Origin of the sequence: Halomarina salina (assembly GCF_023074835.1) — an archaeon.
Taxonomy (GTDB): Archaea; Halobacteriota; Halobacteria; order Halobacteriales; family Haloarculaceae; genus Halomarina; species Halomarina salina.
Genome location: NZ_JALLGW010000001.1, coordinates 2615901 through 2636388 on the forward strand (window position 1 = coordinate 2615901; position 20488 = coordinate 2636388).

At 68.1% G+C, this 20488-nt stretch carries 22 protein-coding genes; 13 read left to right on the forward strand and 9 right to left on the reverse strand.

Annotated features, from left to right (window positions below; translation table 11 throughout):
• The first annotated feature begins 38 nt into the window (after positions 1 to 38).
• Entirely contained in the window at positions 39 to 464 is a 426-nt protein-coding gene (locus MX571_RS13490; protein ID WP_247417586.1) for a hypothetical protein, read from the forward strand.
• A 51-nt stretch (positions 465 to 515) separates the two neighbouring features.
• On the opposite strand, the gene MX571_RS13495 is transcribed toward MX571_RS13490, so the two are convergent.
• Together MX571_RS13495 and MX571_RS13500 are read right to left on the reverse strand one after the other, a co-directional pair.
• On the reverse strand, positions 516 to 1568 hold the full coding sequence (locus MX571_RS13495) for a phytoene/squalene synthase family protein (protein WP_247417588.1): 1053 nt from the start codon (positions 1566 to 1568) through the stop codon (positions 516 to 518).
• Positions 1569 to 1795: 227 nt separating this feature from the next.
• On the reverse strand, positions 1796 to 3457 hold the full coding sequence (locus MX571_RS13500) for a potassium channel family protein (protein ID WP_282594652.1): 1662 nt from the start codon (positions 3455 to 3457) through the stop codon (positions 1796 to 1798).
• 189 nt (positions 3458 to 3646) lie between these two features.
• Between MX571_RS13500 and MX571_RS13505 the strand changes: the two genes are divergently transcribed.
• Together MX571_RS13505 and MX571_RS13510 are read left to right on the forward strand one after the other, a co-directional pair.
• A complete protein-coding gene (locus MX571_RS13505) occupies positions 3647 to 3889 on the forward strand; it encodes a hypothetical protein (protein WP_247417595.1) in 243 nt (80 codons plus the stop codon).
• Positions 3890 to 4085: 196 nt separating this feature from the next.
• On the forward strand, positions 4086 to 4367 hold the full coding sequence (locus MX571_RS13510) for a hypothetical protein (protein ID WP_247417598.1): 282 nt from the start codon (positions 4086 to 4088) through the stop codon (positions 4365 to 4367).
• A gap of 45 nt (positions 4368 to 4412) precedes the next feature.
• Here the strand turns inward: MX571_RS13510 and MX571_RS13515 are convergent, their stop codons facing one another.
• Complete coding sequence (locus tag MX571_RS13515; RefSeq protein WP_247417600.1) at positions 4413 to 6077, reverse strand: acetate--CoA ligase; 1665 nt, start codon at positions 6075 to 6077, stop codon at positions 4413 to 4415.
• 205 nt (positions 6078 to 6282) lie between these two features.
• Here MX571_RS13515 and MX571_RS13520 point away from each other — a divergent pair, with 205 nt between their 5' ends.
• Positions 6283 to 6924, forward strand: coding sequence for a helix-turn-helix domain-containing protein (locus MX571_RS13520; RefSeq protein ID WP_247417601.1), 642 nt, complete (start codon positions 6283 to 6285; stop codon positions 6922 to 6924).
• 393 nt (positions 6925 to 7317) lie between these two features.
• Entirely contained in the window at positions 7318 to 9339 is a 2022-nt protein-coding gene (locus MX571_RS13525; protein WP_247417604.1) for a helicase HerA domain-containing protein, read from the forward strand.
• Between the two features lie 152 nt (positions 9340 to 9491).
• On the opposite strand, the gene MX571_RS13530 is transcribed toward MX571_RS13525, so the two are convergent.
• The 3 genes from MX571_RS13530 to MX571_RS13540 all read right to left on the reverse strand — a co-directional run bounded on the left by MX571_RS13530 (position 9492) and on the right by MX571_RS13540 (position 11053).
• Positions 9492 to 9683: a hypothetical protein gene (locus MX571_RS13530; RefSeq protein WP_247417607.1), complete on the reverse strand. Its 192-nt coding sequence runs from the start codon at positions 9681 to 9683 to the stop codon at positions 9492 to 9494.
• Positions 9684 to 9776: 93 nt separating this feature from the next.
• Complete coding sequence (tpiA, locus tag MX571_RS13535; protein WP_247417609.1) at positions 9777 to 10421, reverse strand: triose-phosphate isomerase; 645 nt, start codon at positions 10419 to 10421, stop codon at positions 9777 to 9779.
• Between the two features lie 104 nt (positions 10422 to 10525).
• On the reverse strand, positions 10526 to 11053 hold the full coding sequence (locus tag MX571_RS13540) for a multiprotein bridging factor aMBF1 (protein WP_247417612.1): 528 nt from the start codon (positions 11051 to 11053) through the stop codon (positions 10526 to 10528).
• Here MX571_RS13540 and MX571_RS22970 point away from each other — a divergent pair.
• A complete protein-coding gene (locus tag MX571_RS22970) occupies positions 10998 to 11222 on the forward strand; it encodes a hypothetical protein (RefSeq protein WP_465261048.1) in 225 nt (74 codons plus the stop codon). The genes MX571_RS13540 and MX571_RS22970 overlap by 56 nt on opposite strands.
• On the opposite strand, the gene MX571_RS13545 is transcribed toward MX571_RS22970, so the two are convergent.
• The 3 genes from MX571_RS13545 to hisC are packed head-to-tail and all read right to left on the reverse strand — an operon-like array spanning position 11161 to position 13435.
• Complete coding sequence (locus MX571_RS13545; protein WP_247417615.1) at positions 11161 to 11784, reverse strand: CDP-alcohol phosphatidyltransferase family protein; 624 nt, start codon at positions 11782 to 11784, stop codon at positions 11161 to 11163. The two genes, MX571_RS22970 and MX571_RS13545, sit on opposite strands and share 62 nt — an antisense overlap.
• Positions 11781 to 12323 carry an adenylate kinase family protein gene (locus MX571_RS13550; RefSeq protein ID WP_247417618.1) on the reverse strand — a complete coding sequence of 181 codons (543 nt, stop codon included), beginning with the start codon at positions 12321 to 12323 and terminating at the stop codon, positions 11781 to 11783. Before MX571_RS13550 ends, MX571_RS13545 begins: the two co-directional genes overlap by 4 nt.
• Positions 12320 to 13435 (reverse strand): histidinol-phosphate transaminase, encoded by a 1116-nt coding sequence (gene hisC, locus MX571_RS13555; protein WP_247417621.1) that lies wholly within the window; start codon positions 13433 to 13435, stop codon positions 12320 to 12322. The genes MX571_RS13550 and hisC overlap by 4 nt, the downstream gene beginning before the upstream one ends.
• A 167-nt stretch (positions 13436 to 13602) precedes the next feature.
• On the opposite strand from hisC, the gene hisH reads away from it, so the two are divergent.
• The 7 genes from hisH (at position 13603) to MX571_RS13590 (ending at position 20486) form a co-directional block, all read left to right on the forward strand.
• Entirely contained in the window at positions 13603 to 14253 is a 651-nt protein-coding gene (gene hisH, locus MX571_RS13560) for an imidazole glycerol phosphate synthase subunit HisH (protein ID WP_247417624.1), read from the forward strand.
• A gap of 100 nt (positions 14254 to 14353) precedes the next feature.
• Positions 14354 to 14812, forward strand: coding sequence for a transporter (locus MX571_RS13565; protein WP_247417626.1), 459 nt, complete (start codon positions 14354 to 14356; stop codon positions 14810 to 14812).
• A 62-nt stretch (positions 14813 to 14874) separates the two neighbouring features.
• Positions 14875 to 15714: a DUF7537 family lipoprotein gene (locus MX571_RS13570; protein WP_247417628.1), complete on the forward strand. Its 840-nt coding sequence runs from the start codon at positions 14875 to 14877 to the stop codon at positions 15712 to 15714.
• 199 nt (positions 15715 to 15913) lie between these two features.
• Positions 15914 to 16546 carry an SRPBCC family protein gene (locus MX571_RS13575; RefSeq protein WP_247417631.1) on the forward strand — a complete coding sequence of 211 codons (633 nt, stop codon included), beginning with the start codon at positions 15914 to 15916 and terminating at the stop codon, positions 16544 to 16546.
• A gap of 6 nt (positions 16547 to 16552) precedes the next feature.
• Entirely contained in the window at positions 16553 to 17134 is a 582-nt protein-coding gene (locus tag MX571_RS13580) for a (2Fe-2S)-binding protein (protein ID WP_247417634.1), read from the forward strand.
• On the forward strand, positions 17131 to 19596 hold the full coding sequence (locus MX571_RS13585) for a xanthine dehydrogenase family protein molybdopterin-binding subunit (RefSeq protein ID WP_247417639.1): 2466 nt from the start codon (positions 17131 to 17133) through the stop codon (positions 19594 to 19596). The genes MX571_RS13580 and MX571_RS13585 overlap by 4 nt, the downstream gene beginning before the upstream one ends.
• The gene (locus tag MX571_RS13590; RefSeq protein WP_247417642.1) at positions 19596 to 20486 is read left to right on the forward strand and encodes an FAD binding domain-containing protein; all 891 of its coding nucleotides are present in this window, start codon (positions 19596 to 19598) and stop codon (positions 20484 to 20486) included. The genes MX571_RS13585 and MX571_RS13590 overlap by 1 nt, the downstream gene beginning before the upstream one ends.
• Positions 20487 to 20488 lie beyond the last annotated feature (2 nt).

Below are 20488 nucleotides of genomic sequence, written 5' to 3' on the forward strand. Positions count from 1 at the left end.
TGGTAACGGTTTAGTGGGGTCGTCGAACAAGGTCAGGTATGGTCCCTCAGAGCAGGTTTCTCTACTTCGTACTGTTCCTCGTCGGCATCACGCTCTTCCTGGCGGGTGGGCTGGGCTGGTTCATCACCGCCGACCAGGACTACTCCATCACGTTCCAGCAGGTCACCGACGAGGCTCCGCCTGGTGTCGCGAACGCACAACTGAACGTCGAGACCTACGACGACCTGAACGAGCAACAACGTGCGGACTTCCAGCGAGCGGTCGAGGAACGGACGGTCGTCCACTACGACACGCACGAGAACGTCTGGGCCGACGTCATCACGAAGGACGACAGGTACTACAAGTTCAAGAACGGCGGCCACGTCGACTGGCTCGACCCGATGACCTTCGGAACCGCCATCGCCAGCCTCCTCGGCCTCGGCCTCGTCGTCCAGACGGCGCGCTGGGAGATTCGTATGTACTGAATCGCCCGGAGCGCAGACCCACGACCACCACAGTTCGTCACTGTTCTCGACTCACTCGGGTCTGCGGTTCCTCTGGACCGACCGCTCCAGTTCGTCGAGCAGCGTGTGGTCGAACGGCGCTGCGGTCAGCACCGCCGTCAGTTCGTGGACCTCCTCGCGCGAGACCTTCACCGTCGCCCCGGAGAGGACGGCGTCGAGGTCGCCTTCGAGTTCGCGCAGCGTCGCCAGTGCGAGCAGGTACGGGAGTCCGAACGGCGGGAGCGAGAGCTGTGCGGTTCGGGCGCAGCGTTCGAGGTACTCGTGGGCGTCGACCCGGAACGACCGGGCGTGCCCGATGACGCGCTGGAGCGCTCGACGCGTCCCGGCGCGGTGTTCGTCGGCGAGCAGTCGGTCCTGTGGCACGTCGTCGGCCAACCACTCCCGCGGGACGTAGACGTTGTCCTCCTCGTGGTAGTCGGCGTGGACGTCCTTGACGACGTTGACGAGCTGGAGCAGGCGGCCGAACCCCTCGGCGCGCTCGCGCAGGTAGCGCTCGGTCTCCGGGTCGCTGTCGAACGCGACCAGGTTCGTCACGAGGTGCCCGACGGTGCCGGCGACGACGTCGCAGTACCGGTCGAGGTCCTCCTGGGTGTCGATGCGGAGGCCGACCCCCTGCGCGCTCTCCTCGACGAACCTCGCCATCCCGCAGACGAGTTCTCGAATCGGCGGCCGCATCGCGCCGCGCACGTCGGCGTCGAACGCGTCGAACGCGCTCACGACGCGCTTCGTCTCGCGGACGACCGTCCAGTCGTCGTCCACGTCGGCCGGAATCCACGGTTCGACGGCGTCGAGGAAGGCCTCGACGGTCGTCGGGTCGGACGGGTCGAGCGCCGCGTCGTACGTCCGGAGGAGTCGCACCTTCTCGTCGCTCGGAATGTGACGCGCGTCCTCGACGGTGTCGGGGACGCGACAGAGCAGGTAGCCGACGCAGATGTAGTCGTCCATCGGGGCGTCGAGCAGGCGGACGGTGACCGCGAACGACCGAGAGACCGTCGGGACGACGTCGTGACACCACGAGAGTGGCGTCGGTTCCGTCCTGGCGGACTCGACGTGAGTGTCGGTCATCTACAGTCGACATAGGCGGCGGGAACGTATAACCTGCCGGAAGCAGTCCGACAGGCCGAGAAGTCGGCGACTCGACGACGACCGCCTGCGGAGCACCAGCGACCTGGGCGGCACCGGTTTCCGTTCTGGTGAGTCTCGGCGCGCCCAACCGAGCGACTCGTGTCGCGTGTGTATCGTACGGCGACGCGTCTCCAGCCCTGCCGTCGAGAGTGTACGCGCAGACGGACTCAAGAGCCCGGTCCCGTGCGCTCGAAACGCTGCATCGCCTGGTCGCTCCCGACGACCAGTAGCTCGTCTTCCGCTTCGATTACCGCCTCTCCAGCGGTGGAGACCGACCCGTCGCGGACGAGTCCCAGCACCGTCCAGTCCCGGTCCGTACGACGCCGGACGTCTGCCAGTCGACGCCCCTCGAACGGGGCCGCATCGCTCCGCACCAGACGAACCTGACGGACGGGGTTCATCACCCGCTCGCCGTGTACCTCGGCCGCGACGAGTCGCGCACAGATTCGCTGCACCGAGAGCACGTAGTCGGCTCCCGCTCTGAACGCGGGGGACGCCTTCTCCGTATCGACGACGCGTGCGAGAATCTCCACGTCGGGAGCGAGCGACCGGGCCAGCGCGACGGTCAGCAGGCCGGTCGAGTCGTCGTCGACGGTGACGACGAGCGCAGAGGCGTCGCCGATTTCGGCAGCACGAAGCGTCTCGGGTTCGGTGACGTCACCGACGACGTCCGGGTCTGCCTCCTGTCGTTCGTCGATCGTCGTCACCGACGCGTGGTCGCGAAGCACCTCGGTAGCAGCAGCGCCTCCGTCGCCGAGTCCAGCGACGACGACACGAGACGGTGGGGTGGCACGCGGTGACTGTACCCCCGAGGTTTCGCTGATGACGTCGGTGATCGCACCCTCGTCTCCGGCGACGAGGAGGACGGTGTTCGGCGCGAGTCGGTCGTCGGGCGACGCCGGCAGTCGTAACTCCCCGTCGAACCAGCCGCCGACGAGCGTCAGCGACGGATGGTTCGCCAGCGGCGAATCCCCGACGCGAGCGCCGTGTAACGGGCTGCCTCTCCGGACGAGTATCTCCCGAACGACGAACCCGTCGTTGTCGCCCCCCGGTGCGTCGATGGATACCGGAGTGGTCGCCTTCTCGGCGAGCCGTCGTCCGATGAGGGCGTGCGGTGCGACGGTTCGGTCGACCCCGGCTTGCTCGAGCGCCGACCGTCGCCGGGTCGAACGCATGAAGCTGACGACGCGCAGGTCCTCGTTGGCCTCGCGTGCCGTCAACGCGATGCTCGCTGTCCTGTCTCCGGCGTCGGTGATGAGCAACGACGCGTCCTCGATGCTCGCGCGGTCGAGGTCGGCGCGCGATTCGGCGTCGCCGTTGATGGCCTGGTAGCCCTCGTCGGAGAGCCGTTTCGCCTCGGTCTGGTCCGGGTCGAGCAGCACGTACCCGACGTCGAGTCGCTCGAGTTCGTCGAGCAGCTCCTCCGTGTCGCGCTGGTACTCCGTGATGACCACGTGGTCGTTCTTGAGCGAGAGCCGGTCGTCCAGTTTGAGGGGCGCCCGTTCGAAGAGCGGGATGATGAGCACGCGCAGCGTCACGAACCCGATGACGACGCCGCCGAACTGCATCGTCACCATGAGCAGGTTCATCGCCCGCGTCTGCCACGGTGCGTCGGCTCCGTACCCGGTCGTGGTCATCGTCGCGACGACGGCGTTCAACGAGCGGTAGATCGTTCGGGGTTCGTTCTCGAGCGTCCGCATCCCCCACCAGTAGGCCAGCGTGAAGGCGAGGACGGTCGAGACGAGCCCGAGGGCGTAGAGGAGGACGAACCACTGCCGCCGCGTGTAGTCGCTGGGATGTAAGCCGCCGATGTTCCGGAGTTCGCGCATCTGATTCCTGTCGAGTTCGTTCTTCAGGAACACCTAAGCCACTTGTCTAAGGCGAACTCTGGACCGCTACCGTGGTCCCGGCGACGTGCGCCGACGGCGGTGACGGTGAAGTGTAGACAGTGTCACGTCGCCCTGTTCGTCCGTTCCTCGTGAACTACGTACGTAGCTAGTGGGGCGGCCGGGTGGTACATGTGTACGGAGAAGTGGTACGCTGTCACCGAGTCAGGGACGGATGTGGTTGGCACCAACGAGACGATCGAGACGATCGACGAACTGAACACGAACCTTGCTTCCCTCATCGACGACCTCTCCGGAGCGGGCGTCGTGACCGGCGACGACGCGACCGAGTTCCGATACCGGGCAGACATGCTCGCTGCCGAACTGACTGCGTGTGTCGAACACGCCGACACCGGGCCGCTGGGAGGCGACTGACGACAGCGTTCACGAACCTCTGTTCCCCTTCCCCGCGAACGTCCAGTCGGTGTGCGGGGAACGACTGCGACCGGGAGGCAAGAGAGACCCGTCCGAAGCTCACCGACCGCTCGGTTCGCGCCGAACAGCGGTCCGCCGGACCGACTCGACGAGGGCGACCCCCTCGGTTAAGCCCGTCCGGACGCAACTGCACGTCGTGAACCATCTGCAGCGCGTCGAGGCGGACGAGGAGAGCTACCGCCTCGCGCGACACGCGCACCTCGTCGTCTACACCGCCCGCGACGACGGCGACCTGCTGACGGTGTACGACTGCGGCGCGGCCCAGAAGCCGCCGAGCGCGCAGTTCATCGGGCACCTCGTCAACGTCGACGCCCCCGCCAGCACCGAGCGGACGCCGACGGGCTACATCGTCCGCCTCGAAGCGGGCGGCCGACTCGTCGAGCAGACCGACGGCGAGTGGGTCGTCCGTCCGGCCTGAGTCGACACGCGGAGGGCAACGTTCCCGACCGTACGCTACCCCGACCTACTCCACGCGGTCCCGCAGTTCCGTCCGGCGAATCTTCCCGGTCACGGTCTTGGGTAACTCGTCGACGAACTCGACCTCGCGGGGGTACTCGTGTGCGGCGAGTTCGTTCCGCACGTGTTGCTGGATATCCTCGACCAGGTCGTCGCTCGGGTCGTGACCCGCAGACAGGACGACGAACGCCTTGACGATGTTGCCGCGTTCGCGGTCGGACTTCGGGACGACGGCCGCCTCCGCGACGGCGGGGTGTTCGCCGAGCGAGGACTCGACCTCGAACGGACCGATGCGATAGCCCGAGGAGATGATGACGTCGTCGGCCCGCCCCTCGAACCAGAAGTAGCCGTCCTCGTCGAGGTGGCCGAGGTCACCGGAGAGGTACCACTCGCCGTCCGGACCGTCGACGAAGCAGTCGGCGGTCTTCTCGGGTTGCTCCCAGTACTCCGCGAAGAAACACGGGAAGTCGCCGCGTTCGGCGATGACGCCCGTCTCGCCCGGTGGTAGCACCTCGCCGCTGTCCGGGTCGACGACGGCCGCCTCGACGCCGGGGAGGGGTTTCCCCATCGACCCGGGGCGAATCGCCATCTCGGGGTAGTTGTTGATAATCATGTTGCCCGTCTCGGTCTGGCCGTACGTGTCGAGGATGGTGACGCCGAGCGCGTCTCGACCCCACTCGACGACCCCCGCCGAGAGCGGTTCGCCGATGGAGAGCGCGTGTCGAACGTCGTGGTCGACCCCGTCCAGCACCGCCTCGTTCTCCCGGAGCATCCGGTAGGCCGTCGGGACGGAGAACAGGACGCTGACGGGGAACTCGTCGAGCAGGTCGGCCCACGCCTCCGGGTCGAACTCGCCGTCGGTAGTGAACAGCGAGGTGCCCCAGTACCACGCGCCGAGCGTGTTGATGGGGCCGGTGAGCCACCCGAGGTCCGCGGTCGACCAGTAGAGGTCGTCCGGGGTGAGGTCGACGGACAGTTTCTGCGTCAGGGCGACGCCCGCGACCCAGCGGTGTCTGTGGAGGACGCCCTTCGCCTGCCCCGTCGTCCCCGAGGTGTAGTACAGCAGGGCGTCGTCCTCGCCGCTCGTCTCGACGACGTCGAACTCGTCGTCGGCCGCGGCGGTCGCCTCGTGGAAGTCGAGGTGGCCGTCGTCGCGGCCACCGGGGTCGCCGCCCTGCTCGACGACGACCACCGTCTCGACGCTCGGGACGTCGTCGAGCGCCCGTTCGACCGTGTCGAGGTTGTCGCTCGTCGTGAACACGAGTCGCGCGTCGCAGTCCGCGAGACGGTAGGCGATGCCGTCGGGACCGAACCGCTCGTTGACGCTGCCCCAGACGGCACCCGCCTTCAGCGTCCCGACCATCGCCGCGTAGTGCTGGGGGATGCGGGGCATGTACGAGAACACGCGATCGCCCCGGTCGACGTGGTCGGCGACGACGTTCGCCACCCGGTTCGAGCGGTCCCGCAGGTGGCCGAACGTCACCGTCTCACGGTCACCCTCGTCCCCAGCCCACTCCAGGGCGGTCCGGTCCGGGTCGGCCGCCGCGTGGCGGTCACACACCTCGTGCCCGACGTTGAGTCGGCTCGGGGCGTCCCAGTCGGCCTCGGCGTAGACGTCGTCCCACGTGAACTCGTCGCGGTCCGCTACGGGGTCGAAGCTCTCCCAGTCCATGGGTAACGAGTGGCACATGGCGACTTAGCTGTTCTCCGGCCGGTCGGTAGGCGACACAGTCCCCCATCGACAACAGTACTTCGAAACGATAGGTCTCCCCTCCCTTCAGCGATAAAGCAGTGCTTGGGGCCACTCCCGACAGATATCACTCAGTTCAGGGGGTGGTACTATGTGTCTGTCACACGTCCGGTATCGTAGAGTCTGCATGGTGACCGTGGTGGACCTGACGCTGCCGGGCGACGCGTTACCGCTCGGTGACGTGCTCCTCGAGGACGAGGATGCGCGTATCAAACCCGAGCGGATGGCGCCCATCAGCGACGACGTCCTCCCCTTCTTCTGGATATCCGACGGCTCCGTCGGGAACATCGAGCGAGCCCTCGCCGAGGAGTCGACGGTCGAATCCACCGAGCGACTGGCGTCTGTCGACGGCCGCCACCTGTACGCGATGGAGTGGGCCGGCGACCTGGGAGTCGTGGTCGAGTCGCTCGAAGCGACGGACGGCGTCATCCTCGACGGCGTCGGTGAGCAGGGTCGGTGGGAGCTCCGCATCCGGTTCCCGAGTCACGACCGTCTGCGGGAGTTCGCCGACCGCTGCCGGGCGTCCGACGTCAGGTTCGACGTCGGTGGCATCTACAACCCGCACGTCCCGACGGCGAAGGACGTCCTCACGCCCACGCAGTGGGAGACGCTCAACGTCGCGTACGAACGCGGCTACTTCGAGGTGCCACGGCAGTCGACGCTCGCCGACCTCTCGGAACAGTTCGGCGTCACGGAGCAGGCCGTCTCCCAGCGACTCCGGCGCGCCCTCAACGGTCTCGTCGGGAGCGTTCGGTTCGACTCGCCGTAGCGACGCTCAGAGAACAGGCGACAGCCGGTGGTGATACGACGAGCGGTGTCGAGACTCTCGGCCGAGTGGGTCGTGGTCCGTCGCCGACAGAAAACGGGGGCTGCGTGTCAGAGGCACAGCATCCCGTGGGCACGCCGGGGTCGTACCGGTCTCCCGCCTCCGCTCCCCACCAGTGGAGTGCCGGTGAACACGGACTGTACCTTCGTGCCCTACCCGAGAGGAGTGGTAGTGCGGCTTACGTTCGCGGGTTCAACAGTCTACGCGTTTATTAGCGGTGCTCGTCGGTGAACGGCGTCGAACCGGGTGGTATCGGGTCGCCGGACGGCGGTCGACCCGCCGCCGTCCGCCGTGCGTCTGACGATGAGTTATGACAGTTCGCACGTACGCGCGAACATGGGAGAGACCGAGACCATCACGGTGGCGGAGGTGAGCGACGGTGTCGGCGGCGTCGGCACCGCCGGCACCGACGTATCACTGCCCTCCGTCGAAGTGCTGACCGGTCGCGGGTTCGTCACCGGGAAGTCCGGGTCGGGGAAGTCGAACACCGCGAGCGTCGTCATCGAGAAACTGCTCGACCGGGGGTTCCCGGTCCTCATCGTCGACATCGACGGCGAGTACTACGGGCTGAAGGAGAAGTACGAGATCCTCCACGTGGGCGACGACGAGGAGTGCGACATCCAGGTGAGCGCCGAACACGCCGAGAAGATAGCCGACCTCGCGCTCGTCGAGAACGTCCCCATCATCCTCGACGTCTCCTCGTTCCTCGACGAACGGGAAGCCGCCGACCTGCTGACGGAGGTCGCGAAACAGCTGTTCGCGAAAGAGAAGAAGCTGAAGAAGCCGTTCCTCCTCGTCGTCGAAGAGGTCCACGAGTGGATTCCCGAGGGCGGCGGGATGGGCGAGTGCGGTCGGATGCTCATCAAGGTCGGCAAGCGCGGTCGGAAACACGGCCTCGGTATCATGGGCATCAGCCAGCGGCCGGCCGACGTGAAGAAGGACTTCATCACGCAGTGCGACTGGCTCTGCTGGCACCGCCTGACGTGGCGTAACGACACGAAGGTCGTCAAGCGCGTGCTGGGGAGCGAGTACGCCGAAGCCGTCGAGGGACTGAACGACGGCGAGGCGTTCCTCGTCACCGACTGGGAGGAGGAGGTGCGGCGGGTGCAGTTCCAGCGCAAGAAGACGTTCGACGCGGGCGCGACGCCCGGTCTCGACGACTTCCAGCGCCCCGACCTGAAGAGCGTCAGCGACGACCTGGTCGGCGAACTCCAGACCATCACCGAGGAGCAGAACGCCCGCGAGGACCGCATCGCCGAACTCGAAGCCGAGGTGCGCGAGAAGGAGAACCGCATCGAGATGCTCGAACGCGACCTGGAGGACGCCCGCGACCTCTCGCAGATGGCCGACCAGTTCGCCGCCGCGCTGTTCGACCACCCCGGTCGCTCGCGGATGCAACTGCGACGCGACCGTGAGCACGAGGACGACGCCGAAGGGACCGAACAGGCGACGCTGGAGGAGTCCCACGACCCGGCGGTCGAGACGACGCCGTGGCCAGCGCCCGACGCCGACGACCCGTCGATGGTCGGAGGGAGCGACGACGCGACGGCGTCGGCCGAAGCGACGGACGCCGAGCGGGAAGCGGAGGCGTCGACCGCGGCGACGAACGGGACCGAGAACACCGACGACGAGGCTGCCACCGACGAACGTATCGAGGCGGCGATGGCGAGCCTGACAGGTGCCGGAGCGGTTCCCGAGACGTCGTCCGGTGGCGACGACACCGCCGCCACGAACGGAACGTCCGGTACCACCGCGTCCGCGCCGACTGCGTCGGACGACTGGGCCGACGCAGGGATGCGCTCCACGTCCACGTCCGGCGAACGGGACGCGAGCGGTTCGACGTCCGCGGGAGCGGCCACGACGCCGTGGCCCGACGCTTCGCCCGCGGCCGCACGAGACGACTCGACGACAGCGGACGGGGCGAAGTCGAGCGACGCGGGCGGGAGCGACGGCGGCGAACACGGTGCGAGTGCCGCGCGAGCGGACGACGAACGACGGGACGGTGACGGTCGACACGGCGCAGAAGCGGACGGCGAGCGACCGGTCGTCGCCCGCGCCAGAGCAGTTCTCTCGGACCTCGACGAACCGACGCGGGAGATGCTCGTCGAGTACCGCGACCGCGGTCCCTGCACTCCTGTCGACGCGCACGTCGCGACGGGCGGTGACGGTGAGAGCGAACGGACGCTCGCGTACAGCAAGAACAGCGCGCTGCGGGAGGCCGGACTGATTCGACACGCGGGACGTGGGCGCTACGCCTACGCGCTCCCGACGTTCGTCGCCGCCGCCAGCGGCGACCATCTCGACGAGGGAGTGGCCGAGGACGTCGTCGAGGCCATCGAGGCGGGACTGCTCCGCTGACCGGTCGGTCCACGCTGGTCGACCATCTCGATGCGGGGCACTGTGACACAGGTGTTGGTGAAGAGTCGTCCGACCCGGACTCGATGCGGTTGCAGACGCTGGAGGAACCCCTATCGGTCGGCGGCCCTGCGGCGCGGTCGACCGTCGTTGTACTACTCGGAGAGAACAGTGACGTCGTCGTTGCTACACTCCGTACAGCGGGCGATAGACGGTGAGACCGTCGTTCGCCACGTCGCTCCGCACGCGTCGCACTCGTACTCGTAGCGGGTCCGCTCCTCACCTCCACCGTCGAGGTCGTTTTCGATGTCGTCAAGTAGTCCCATGATACTCTCTGACTCGACCATATTCCTTCACAGAAATAAGTCTTTCTTCGATTCGTATTAGTTTCGCCGAGCTGTCTAGGAACACGGCGCTGGACGGAACCCGCTCCCGACCGCTCAGATGCCGGAGACGAGGTCTCTGAGCACTTCCTCGGGGTCGTCTGCCTTGGCGACGCCGCTGGCGAGGAGGACCCCTTCGCTCCCGAGGTCCGCCGCCGCCTCGACGTCGTCGCCCGACGTGATACCGGCCCCGCAGAGCACCGGGACCGGGGGGTTGACCTCGTCGGCGGCGGCGACGGCGTCGCGGACGATGTCGGGGTCCGCGCGACTGACCGGCGTCCCGGAGCCGATGAGTTCCGGCGGTTCGACGGCGACCATGTCCGGACCGAGCGTCGCGGCGGCAGCCACCTGCCGCGGGTTGTTCGCACAGACGATGGTATCGAGGCCGGTGTCCTCGGCCGCGCGAAGCGACCCGTCGATGTCCGCCAGTTTGAGTCGGCGCTCGGAGTGGTTGAGGAGCGCGCCGGTCGCGCCCGCGTCCGCGACGGCGGGGGCGAGCGTGCTCCCGGTGTGACTGCCGTGGCCAGAGGACGAGACGTGCTGTGCCCACGTCTCGACGCCCGTCTCCGCGACGGGTTCGATGTGGGCGGCCTGCGGGGCGACGGCGATGCGCGCGCCGGTGTCGTCGGCGACGGTCGCTGCTGCCTCGGCGACGGCGACGGCGTCACAGGGGTACGCCTTCAGGTTGACGAGAACGAACATACAGGAGGGGCACTCGCGGCTGGCAAATAACTACTCACTCCGTCCCGGAACGACTCGGCGAAAACGCTGCTCGACACGGACCCGACGCGGCGGGAGCGGGGCGCTCAGTCCTTCCGCTTGACCACGTCGCCGAGCGTGTACGACCCGGAGGAGGAGCCACCCTCCCACTCGTCGTCGTCGCTGCTCGACCCCTCGGTCAGCGAGATGCCGAGTTTCCGTTCGAGCTTCTTGCGCACGTCGTCGCTCGGGAGGATGTCGCCGCGTTCGAGCTTGCGGATGAGACTCGCCTTCTCGTTGAGTTCTCCGGCGAGCTCCTCCTGCGTGAGGTTCGATCCCTCCCGCGCGTTGCGGATGCGGTCGTCGTAGTCCTGTGCGACCTCGTCCATCTGGTCGAACATGTCCCGGCGGCGTCGTTGCTGTGAGGACGAGGAGGAACTCGACGACGAGGACGACGAAGACGAGGAGGACGACGAGGAGTCTGTCGAGTACTTGGAGGTCGACCCGGACGACGACTGGGTCTTCACCTCCGTCCCGAACTGAGCACAGGCGTCACACACCTGTATCTCGGCCCCTTCGATCTTCACGGTCTTCGGCGACGAGGTCTCCGCTCCGCACATCTCACACTGCGGCATGCGAGGTCCTTTGCCACGCCCACGGATAAATCGTCCGACGGAGCCAGCGTCGACGACGAATCAGCCGGTGACCACCCTCCTCGCCGCTCGCGGCGGCCAGGACGCCCCTACAGCCTGTCCGTCGACTCGAACGCCCGCATCGCGTAGTAGAACCGCTGGAGCGCGGTGAAGTGACCCACGATGGCGAAGAACACCAGCGTCCACCCGACGACGGTGAGACCCGCTATCGAGTCGGTGTAGAGCCACGCCACCACGCCCACCACGCCGACGATGACGAGTCGGTCCGCGCGGCCGACGAGGCCGCCGTACACCCGGTCGAGACCGACAGCCTGGGCCTGCGTCCCGAGGTACGACGTCATCACGACGCCCGTCACGGCCGCGAGGCCGAGCGCCCACTCGTCGACGCCCGCGGCGAGACCGACCAGGATGAAGATGTCCGCGTAGCGGTCGAGGACGTGGTCGAGCAGGTCACCGGCAGCCGAGGCGACCTGCAGGCGACGCGCCAGCGCGCCGTCGAGGATGTCGAGCCACCCGTTCAGGAAGACGAGTACCGACCCGACGAGGTAGAGTATCGGCGTACCCTGCCCGAACGCGAACGCGAGGCCCGCGCCCGCGGCGAGCGCGATGGCCGCGACGCTCACCGCGTTCGGGGTCAGGCCGGCCTGCTCGGAGACGTCCACGAACGGTTCCAGGAACCGGTCGGCGACCGACCGGAACTGGTCGAGCGTCATAGCCACCCCGTAAAGTCGACCGTCCCGGCGCTCGGTTCTCGTTCGCCGTCGAGTACCGCACGAATCTCGTCGGCGACCGCCTCGGGCGAGCGGTCGGTCGCGTCTATCTCGTACACCGCGTCCGTCCCGTGGCGGTCGACCGCCTCGGCGAGAATCACGTCGAGGGCCTCGGCGTCCGCGTTCTCCTCCGCCTTCTCTTCCGTCTCTCCGCGCTCCAGGAGCCGCGATTCGAGCGTCTCGGGGGCGCACCGCAACACGACGACCCGGTGGGCGTCGAAGTGGTGGGCGAGGTGCGACTCGACGACGACGTCCTCGTCGGTGCCCGCCGCGTGCTCGTCGAGCCACTCTCCCAGCGCCTCGAAGTCGGCGTAGAGGCTGGCCCGGTCGGGGTCCTCGCCGTCGTGGAGTCCCGCCTCCCGGATGACGTCGTTCAGGTGGACGACGCGCGTGTCCTGCGCTCGCTCGCTGGCACGGTCGTCGAGGTGCTCGGTGGCCGTCGTCTTCCCGGTGCCGGGCGTCCCGGTAACGGCGAGCCTCACGCCTCGGGCACCTCCGCGAGAACGCCGTTGACGACCTCGACGGCTCGTTTCGTCTCCTCGCGGGTGCCCGTCGTGATGCGGACGCAGTCGGGGAGGCCGAAACTCGAACAGTCCCGGACGATGAGGCCGCGGCGCTGGGTCGCAGCCGCGACGGCGCTCCCCGCGCCCTCGTCGGCGTCGAGCGGTGCGGCCTCGCCCACGTCCACGAGGACGAAGTTCCCGCCGCTCTCGAACGTCGGCGCGTCGAGATGCTCGTGCAGGTACTCGCGCGCCCAGCGGGCGGTCTCGACCGTCTCCGTGACGAACTCGTCGTCGGAGAGCGCCGCGAGTCCGGCCCGGCAGGCGAGTTCGTTGACCGAGAACGGCGTGTTGACGCGGGCGTAGACGTCGGCCCACGACTCCGGCGTCAGGAGATAGCCGAGTCGGAGACCGGCCAGCCCGTACGCCTTCGAGAACGTGCGGAGGACGGCGACGTCGTCTCGTTCGTCGAGAAGTCGCCGCTTGCTCTCGCTCGTCGAGAACTCGGCGTACGCCTCGTCGACGACGACGAGCGTGTCGTCGGCCGTCTCGTCGGCCAGTCGCTCCACCTCGGCCATCGGCATCTCGGTGCCGACGGGGCTGTGCGGGCTGATGACGAACACGACGCGCTCGCCGTCGTAGGACGCGAGGACGGTGTCGGCGGTCTGCTCGAAGCCGTCGGCCTTCGACAGACTGTACGTCGAGACGTCGCCGTGGTGGTAGCGCGCGCTCATCGCGTAGTAGGCGAACCCCGGTCGCGGGACGAGAATCTCGTCGCCGGGGTCGAGCATCGCCCGGTGGAGGAAGTCGAGTGCCCCGTCGCCGCCGGGGGCCAGCCACGCCTGTTCCGGCGCGAAGTCCCACTCCTCTGCGATGGCCTCGGTGAGGTCGACGTGCGAGGACTTCGGGTAGCGGTTGACGCCGCCCGCGTGGTCGCGGATTGCCTCGACGGCCGCTGGCGACGGCCCGAGAGCGTTCTCGTTCGAGGAGAGCACCACGAACTCCTCGGGGTCCCGGTCGAGTTCGCGGGCCACCTCCTCGATGCCCCGCCCGGCCTGGTACACCGAGTACGACGAGCGGTCCCGTGGTTCCATACCGGAAGGCAACGGACGGCGCGGCTTAAGCGTGCTCACACGAATCGCGGGCCCCGCTCCAGGCTCGCGTCGGTACGGCCGTCCGGCCGCGATGCCTCCCCCGTCGCCACGGCGGCGACGACTGCCACGACCTGAAGCTACTTGCGTGGTCGTCGGCTAGCCTCGTCGTGAACGTCGACGTCACCGTCATCGACTACGGCGTCGGGAACCTCCGCAGTCTCCGGCGCGGCCTCGAACGCGCGGGAGCGACCGTCACCGAGTCGAGCGACCCCGACGCGATACGAACCGCCGACGCCCTCGTCCTCCCCGGCGTCGGCGCGTTCGAGGAGTGCATGCGCAACTCTCGACCGTTCCACGACGTACTCCGGGAGGTGGCCGAGGACACGCCCGTCCTCGGCATCTGCGTCGGCCTCCAGTTGCTCATGACCGACTCGACGGAGGACGCCCCCGAGGGAGACGTCGTCGAAGGACTGGACCTCGTCGAGGGTCACGTCACGCGCGTCGCGGGCGACGTGAAGGTGCCACACATGGGCTGGAACACGCTGACCGTCGAACGCGACCACCCCGTCGTCGCGGACGTGGAGACGGGCGACTACGCGTACTTCGTCCACTCCTACCGGACGGACGCGGGCGAGCACACCGTCGCGTCCTGTGACTACGGTGGCGGGTTCGCCGCCATCGCGGCCAACGAGCGCGGGAACGTCGTCGGGACGCAGTTCCACCCGGAGAAGTCCGGCGACACCGGTCTCGCCGTCCTCGACGGGTTCGTCTCGTTCGCGGCCGACTGGAACGCGGGGCGGACGCCTCTCGCGGACTGAGACCGGTCCCTCGGGAGGCAGAGTCGCCCGGTGAGACGGACACGGCGACGGACCGGTCGACTTCCGAACCGTTCTTTGCGGTGCCGCCGTCTCCTCCGCTATGGCTCTGGTCGACGCCGTCGCGTACGCGACGCACCTCCTGTTCGCCGGCCTCTGGTCGGGCACCGTCCTGTTCGTCACCGTCGGTATCCTCCCGCTGGGGCTCCGGGGAGAGATTCGCCCCGACCCGTTCGCCTTCGTCGTGTCGCGGCTCTCGACGGTGAGCCGTGCGAGTGCACTGCTCCTGTTCCTCTCGGGCGGGCACATGGCCGCGAACGCCTACACCGTCGAGTCGCTCACGGGGACGCAGCGCGGCTACCAGGTGCTCGCGATGGTCGTCCTCTGGTTCCTCCTGGCGGGCCTCGTCGAGGCCGGGAGCGCCCGGATGCGCGACGGCCTGGCGGAGGAGAAGGTGCGGACGCCCGCACGCGACGGGAAGCCGTTCCTCTACGCGGGGAGCGTCGTCGCCCTGCTCCTGTTGCTCGACGCGGGCCTCCTCGCCAGCGGCGTCACGTTCTGAATCGGGCTACATCTCCTCGTCGCCCCCGGAACTGCTAATACGCCGACAGTTCGACGCCCCGTATGCGCCCTCCCCACCTCGCCGTCGTGCTGACGGCCCTCGTCCTCCTCGCCGGCTGTGGCGGCGTCTTCGACGGTGATGCGAACGCCCCCGCGTCGTCGACGCCCGCGAACGTTCCGACCGACGACCCGATGGCCGACCCGCCGGCCGGTCTCGACGCGGACGGTATCACCGACTCGTTCGCGCTCGTCGACACGCACGATAGAGCGGTAGCGAACACGAGCTACACTGTCCGTGGTCGGCAGACCGTCACCGCGACGAACGGGACGCGGCTTGGCAACCTGACCACAGTGTCTCGCGTCTCGGCGGACCACGAGCGGGCGAGGACGCGACTCTCGCTGGATGGGACCCCACCTTCGTACGCGGCGAACGTCCTGACGATAGAGAGCTGGGCGACTGGCGAGCAGTTCTACGAGGAACGGACCGGTGAGAACGGGACGACGTACTTCGGTGGACAGCAGTGGCTCGGTGGTACTGTGTCACCGGCCGCCACACTCCGGCCGTACTACACCAACGCGGAGTCGGCATCGACGGTCAGCGAGGACGGCCGCATCCGCCTCCGAATCGACGCCACACCAGGTGACCTGTACGTGGCAGGGTGGCCGGTCGACGTGACGGAAGCACGAGTGAACGTCACGATGACCGACGAGGGGCGACTCGTCGACTACCGCATCGAGCACGACGGCACCCTCGCTGACACCGACACCGCGGTCCGTGGGGTGTACACCGCGCGCTTCACCGACATCGGCGAGACCAGCGTCGAACCGCCGGAGTGGCTCGACGAGGCGCGAAACGGCACGGCGAGGCCCGAGGGGCGCAACCCTCCGGTCCAGGTCGAGTGAACAGGGAGAGACAGACGAGGCGTGAGGAGAGACAGACGAGGCGTGACAGTTGCCAGTTCGAAACTGTCTGGCCCCAGTCGGACCCCGCCCTGGTCACCTCGCATCAGAAAACCGCATGATGCGAACCTTTTTGCTAACATGGTTAGATAATAGCACGAGAGTACTTAGCATGTGCCACGGCAAGAACGGAGTGACGTAGATGGAGTTCAGTGGGACGTTCGAACTGGAGGACACGACTGTCGACGAGGTGTGGCTCGCGCTCTCGGACCCGGTGCTCATCGCCGACTCGCTACCGGGGTGCGAGTTCCTCCTGCACGTCGAGGGTGACGACGTTGACTTCGACGCCCTCCAGGAACGAGCCGACGAACAGGACGCCGAACTGAGCGGTGACCCGGAGGTCATCGCGGAGCGAGCGTTCAGGGAGGGCGAACAGTACGCCGTGCTCATGCAGATCAGCGTCGGGCCGGTGAACCCGACGTTCGAGACGGTGGTGACCATCGACGAGCGCGACCAGCCGCGAATGCGTGCGTCGGGCGAGGGGAGTTCCGGGGACAGCTCCTTCGAGATGTCCTCCGGGATGGACCTCGAACCGACGGACGACGGCGTGGCGGTCCACTGGGAGACGGACGCCGACGTGTTCGGCAAGGTCGCCGGGATGGGCCAGCGCGTCATCAACCCGGTGGCGAACCGCGTCGTCAAGCGGTTCTTCTCGTCGGTGCAGGAGCGCCTGCGAGAGCTGACGATGGCGGACGTGGAGGAGGCGGCGGAACCGGCCGACGAAGACGACGACCGAGGGCTCATCGACCGGGTCCTCGGCCGCTCGAAGGACTGATACGAAATGACAGACCACGACATCTCGCTGACGGTGAACGGGACAGACCACGACCTGACAGTCGAATCGCGGACCCTGCTGGTCCACGCGATTCGAGACCAACTCGGCTATACGGGGACCAACGTCGGCTGCGAGTCGAGCACCTGCGGCGCGTGTACCGTCCACGTCGACGGTGACGCGGTGAAGTCCTGCACGATGCTCGCCGTACAGGCCGACGGCACGGAGGTCGACACCGTCGAAGGACTCGCCGAGGGCGGCGAGTTCCATCCCATCCAGACCGGCTTCCAGGAGGAACACGGCCTCCAGTGTGGCTACTGCACGCCGGGGATGATGATGACCGCGACGGACTTCCTCGAGTCCAACCCGGACCCGAGTCGCGAGGAGATTCGGGAGGGGCTCGAAGGCAACCTCTGTCGCTGCACCGGCTACCAGAACATCGTCAACGCCGTCGAGAACGCCGCGGAGTCCATGAGTAGCGGGGCCGTCACCGACGGCGGCACGCGCACGGACGGCGAGCCGCGTACCGACGGCGGCACGGTCGAAGACGCTCCGTGTGACGTCGACGCCACCGAGGAGGACGGAGAATGAGCATCGAGTCCCTCGACCCGGACGAGGTGAGCGCGGCGGACATCCTCGGGTCGGCCATCGAACGCCGCGAGGACCCGGCGCTCGTCACCGGCACGGGCGAGTACACCGACGACCTGCAGTTCAACAACACGGCCCACATGGCCGTCAAGCGCAGCCAGTACGGCAACGCGCGCATCGAGAGCGTCGACACGAGCGAGGCCGAGGAGATGCCGGGCGTCGTCGGCGTCTACACGCACGACGACCTGTGGAGCGACGACACGCCGGGCGGTGGGTCGTTCGAACTCCCGGTCGGCTGGCTCCTCCCGAGCCTCAACAACGTCTCCCACCCCATCCTCGTGGACGACCACGCGCGCTACCAGGGCGACGCCATCGCCGTCGTAATCGCCGAGAACCGGTACCAGGCGCAGGACGCGCTCGACGGCATCGACGTCAGCTACGAGCGCCAGGACGCCGTCACCTCGCCCGGCGAGGCGCTGGAAGACGGCGCGCCACAGCTCCACGACGACGCGGAGGGCAACGTCGCGTTCGACTGGGAGATCGGCGACGAGGAGAAGACCGCCGACGCGTTCGACTCGGCGGCCCACACCGTGAGCACCGACATCGAGAACCAGCTACTCATCGCCAACGCGATGGAGCCGCGAGCGGCCGTCGCCCGGTACAACTCCGGAACCGACGAGCTGGAGGTGTTCATGACGTCGCAGAACCCGCACCTCCACCGCCTGCTCATGTCGGGCGTCATCGGCCAGCCCGAGCACAAGCTCCGCATCAAGGCACCCGAAGTGGGCGGCGGGTTCGGGAGCAAGATCCACCACTACGCCGACGAGGCGCTCGTCGCGTGGTGCTCGAAGCTGCTCCAGCGGCCCGTCAAGTGGACCGCGACGCGCTCGGAGACGTACCTCACGGACGCTCCGGGTCGTGGCCACGAGACCACCGCGGAACTCGCGATGGACGACACGGGTCGCATCACCGGGCTGCGCGTCGACACGAAGGCGAACCTCGGCGCGTACCTCTCGACGTTCGCCCCGGCCGTCCCGACGTACCTGTACGGGACGCTCCTGTCGGGCCAGTACGACATCCCGGCCATCTACGGCCACGTCACCGGCGCGTACACGAACGTCCCGCCGGTCGACGCCTACCGCGGGGCGGGTCGCCCCGAGGCGTCGTTCCTCGTCGAGCGCCTGATGTACCTCGGCGCGAAGGAGATGGGGATGGACCAGGCGGAGTTCCGCCGTCACAACTTCGTCCCGAACGACAAGTTCCCGTACGAGACGCAGGTCGCGGTCGTCTACGACAGCGGCGACTACGAGAAACCGATGGACAAGGCGCTGGAACTGGTGGACTACGAGAACTTCCGCCAGCGTCAGGAGGAGGCCCGCGAGGAGGGCAAGTACCTCGGTATCGGCTTCTCCTGTTACATCGAGGCCTGCGGACTGGCACCCTCGGAACTCGCCGGGCAACTCGGCGCGCAGGCGGGGCTCTGGGAGTCCAGCCTCGTGCGCTTCCACCCGTCCGGGACGGTGACGGCCCACTGTGGCACGTCCGGCCACGGGCAGGGCCACGAGACGACGTACGCTCAGATCGTCGCCAACGAACTCGGCGTCGACTACGACGACGTGGAGGTCGTCGAGGGCGACACCGACGAGATACCCCACGGGATGGGGACGTACGGCTCGCGCTCCGCCGCGGTCGGCGGCTCCTCGCTCGTGATGAGCGCCCGGAAGCTCGTCGACAAGGCGAAGGAGATAGCCGCCCACCAGCTCGAAGCCGACCCCGACGACATCGAGTTCGAGGCCGGTGAGTTCCAGGTCGCCGGTGCGCCCGACCGCTCCATCGGCATCCAGGCGGTCGCCCAGCAGGCGTACCTCGCCCACGACATCCCCGAGGGGATGGAACCGGGTCTCGAGGCGACCTCGTTCTACGACCCGGACAACTTCGTGTTCCCGTTCGGGACGCACGTCGCCATCGTCGAGGTGGACCCCGAGTCCGGCGAGATAACATTCGAGAAGTACGCCGCCGTCGACGACGTCGGCAACCAGATCAACCCCAAGATCGTCGAAGGACAGATCCACGGCGGCGTCGCGCAGGGCGTCGGCCAGGCGATGTACGAGGGCGCCGAGTACGACGACAACGGGACGCTCATGACGGGGTCGATGCAGGACTACGCGGTCCCGAAGGCCGAGCACGTCCCCGAGATGGAGACAGAGTCGACGGTGACGCCGAGCCCGCACAACCCGCTGGGCGTGAAGGGCGTCGGCGAGGCGGGCACCATCGCCGCGCCGCAGGCCATCGTCAACGCCGTCGCGGACGCGCTGGAACCGTTCGGCGTGGACGGCGTCGAGATGCCGATGAGCGCCGAGAACGTCTGGCAGGCCGTCCAGGACAACACGGCCGCCGACGGCGGCGCTCCAACGGAGGAGTCCGACCCGGCCGACGACGCCGCGGACGACGGAGGTGACCGCTGATGTTCCCGGACCAGTTCGACTACTACAAGGCAGAGAGCGTGAGCGAGGCGCTGGACCTCATGGACGAGCACTCCGGCGAGGAGACGGAACTGCTCGCCGGGGGCCACAGCCTGCTCCCGGCGATGAAGAGCGGGCTGTCGAGTCCGGACGTGCTCATCGACATCGGGAGCATCGACTCGATGCACGGCGTGAGCGTGGAGGGCGACACGCTCTCCATCGGCGCGATGACGCCGTACGACGACTTCATCGAGTCCGAGGACGCACGGACCCACGCGCCGGCGCTGGTCGCCGCGGTGGAGCAGGTCGGCGACACGCAGGTCCGGAACATGGGGACCGTCGGCGGGAACCTCGCGCACGCGGACCCGGCCTCGGACCTGCCAGCACCCGCGCTGGTGTCCGACGTGACGCTCGTCGCCGAGGGACCGGACGGCGAGCGCGAGATACCCGTCGACGACTACTTCTTCGGGATGTACGCGACGGCGCTCGGCCCCGACGAACTGCTGACGCGCATCGAGGTACCGTCGGCGGGCGACGCCGTCGGCACGTACGCGAAGAAGGCGTCGCCGTCCTCGGGGTACGCGATGACGGGCGTCGCGGCGCTCGTCGAGACGGACGGCGACTCGGTCCAGTCGATTCGCGTCGGCGCGAACGGCGTGATGGACCACGGCGTCCGTCTGGAGGGCGTCGAGGACGCGCTGACGGGCGAGACGCTGGACGACGACGCCATCGAGGCGGCCGCGGAGCGCGCGACGGACGGCCTCGACACGGACATGTTCATGTCCGACCTGCAGGCGTCGGCGACGTTCCGCGAGCAACTGCTGCGCGTCTACACGAAGCGTGCGCTGAGCGAAGCGGCCGAACAGACGGCGTCCCCGGCCGCGGCCGACTGACG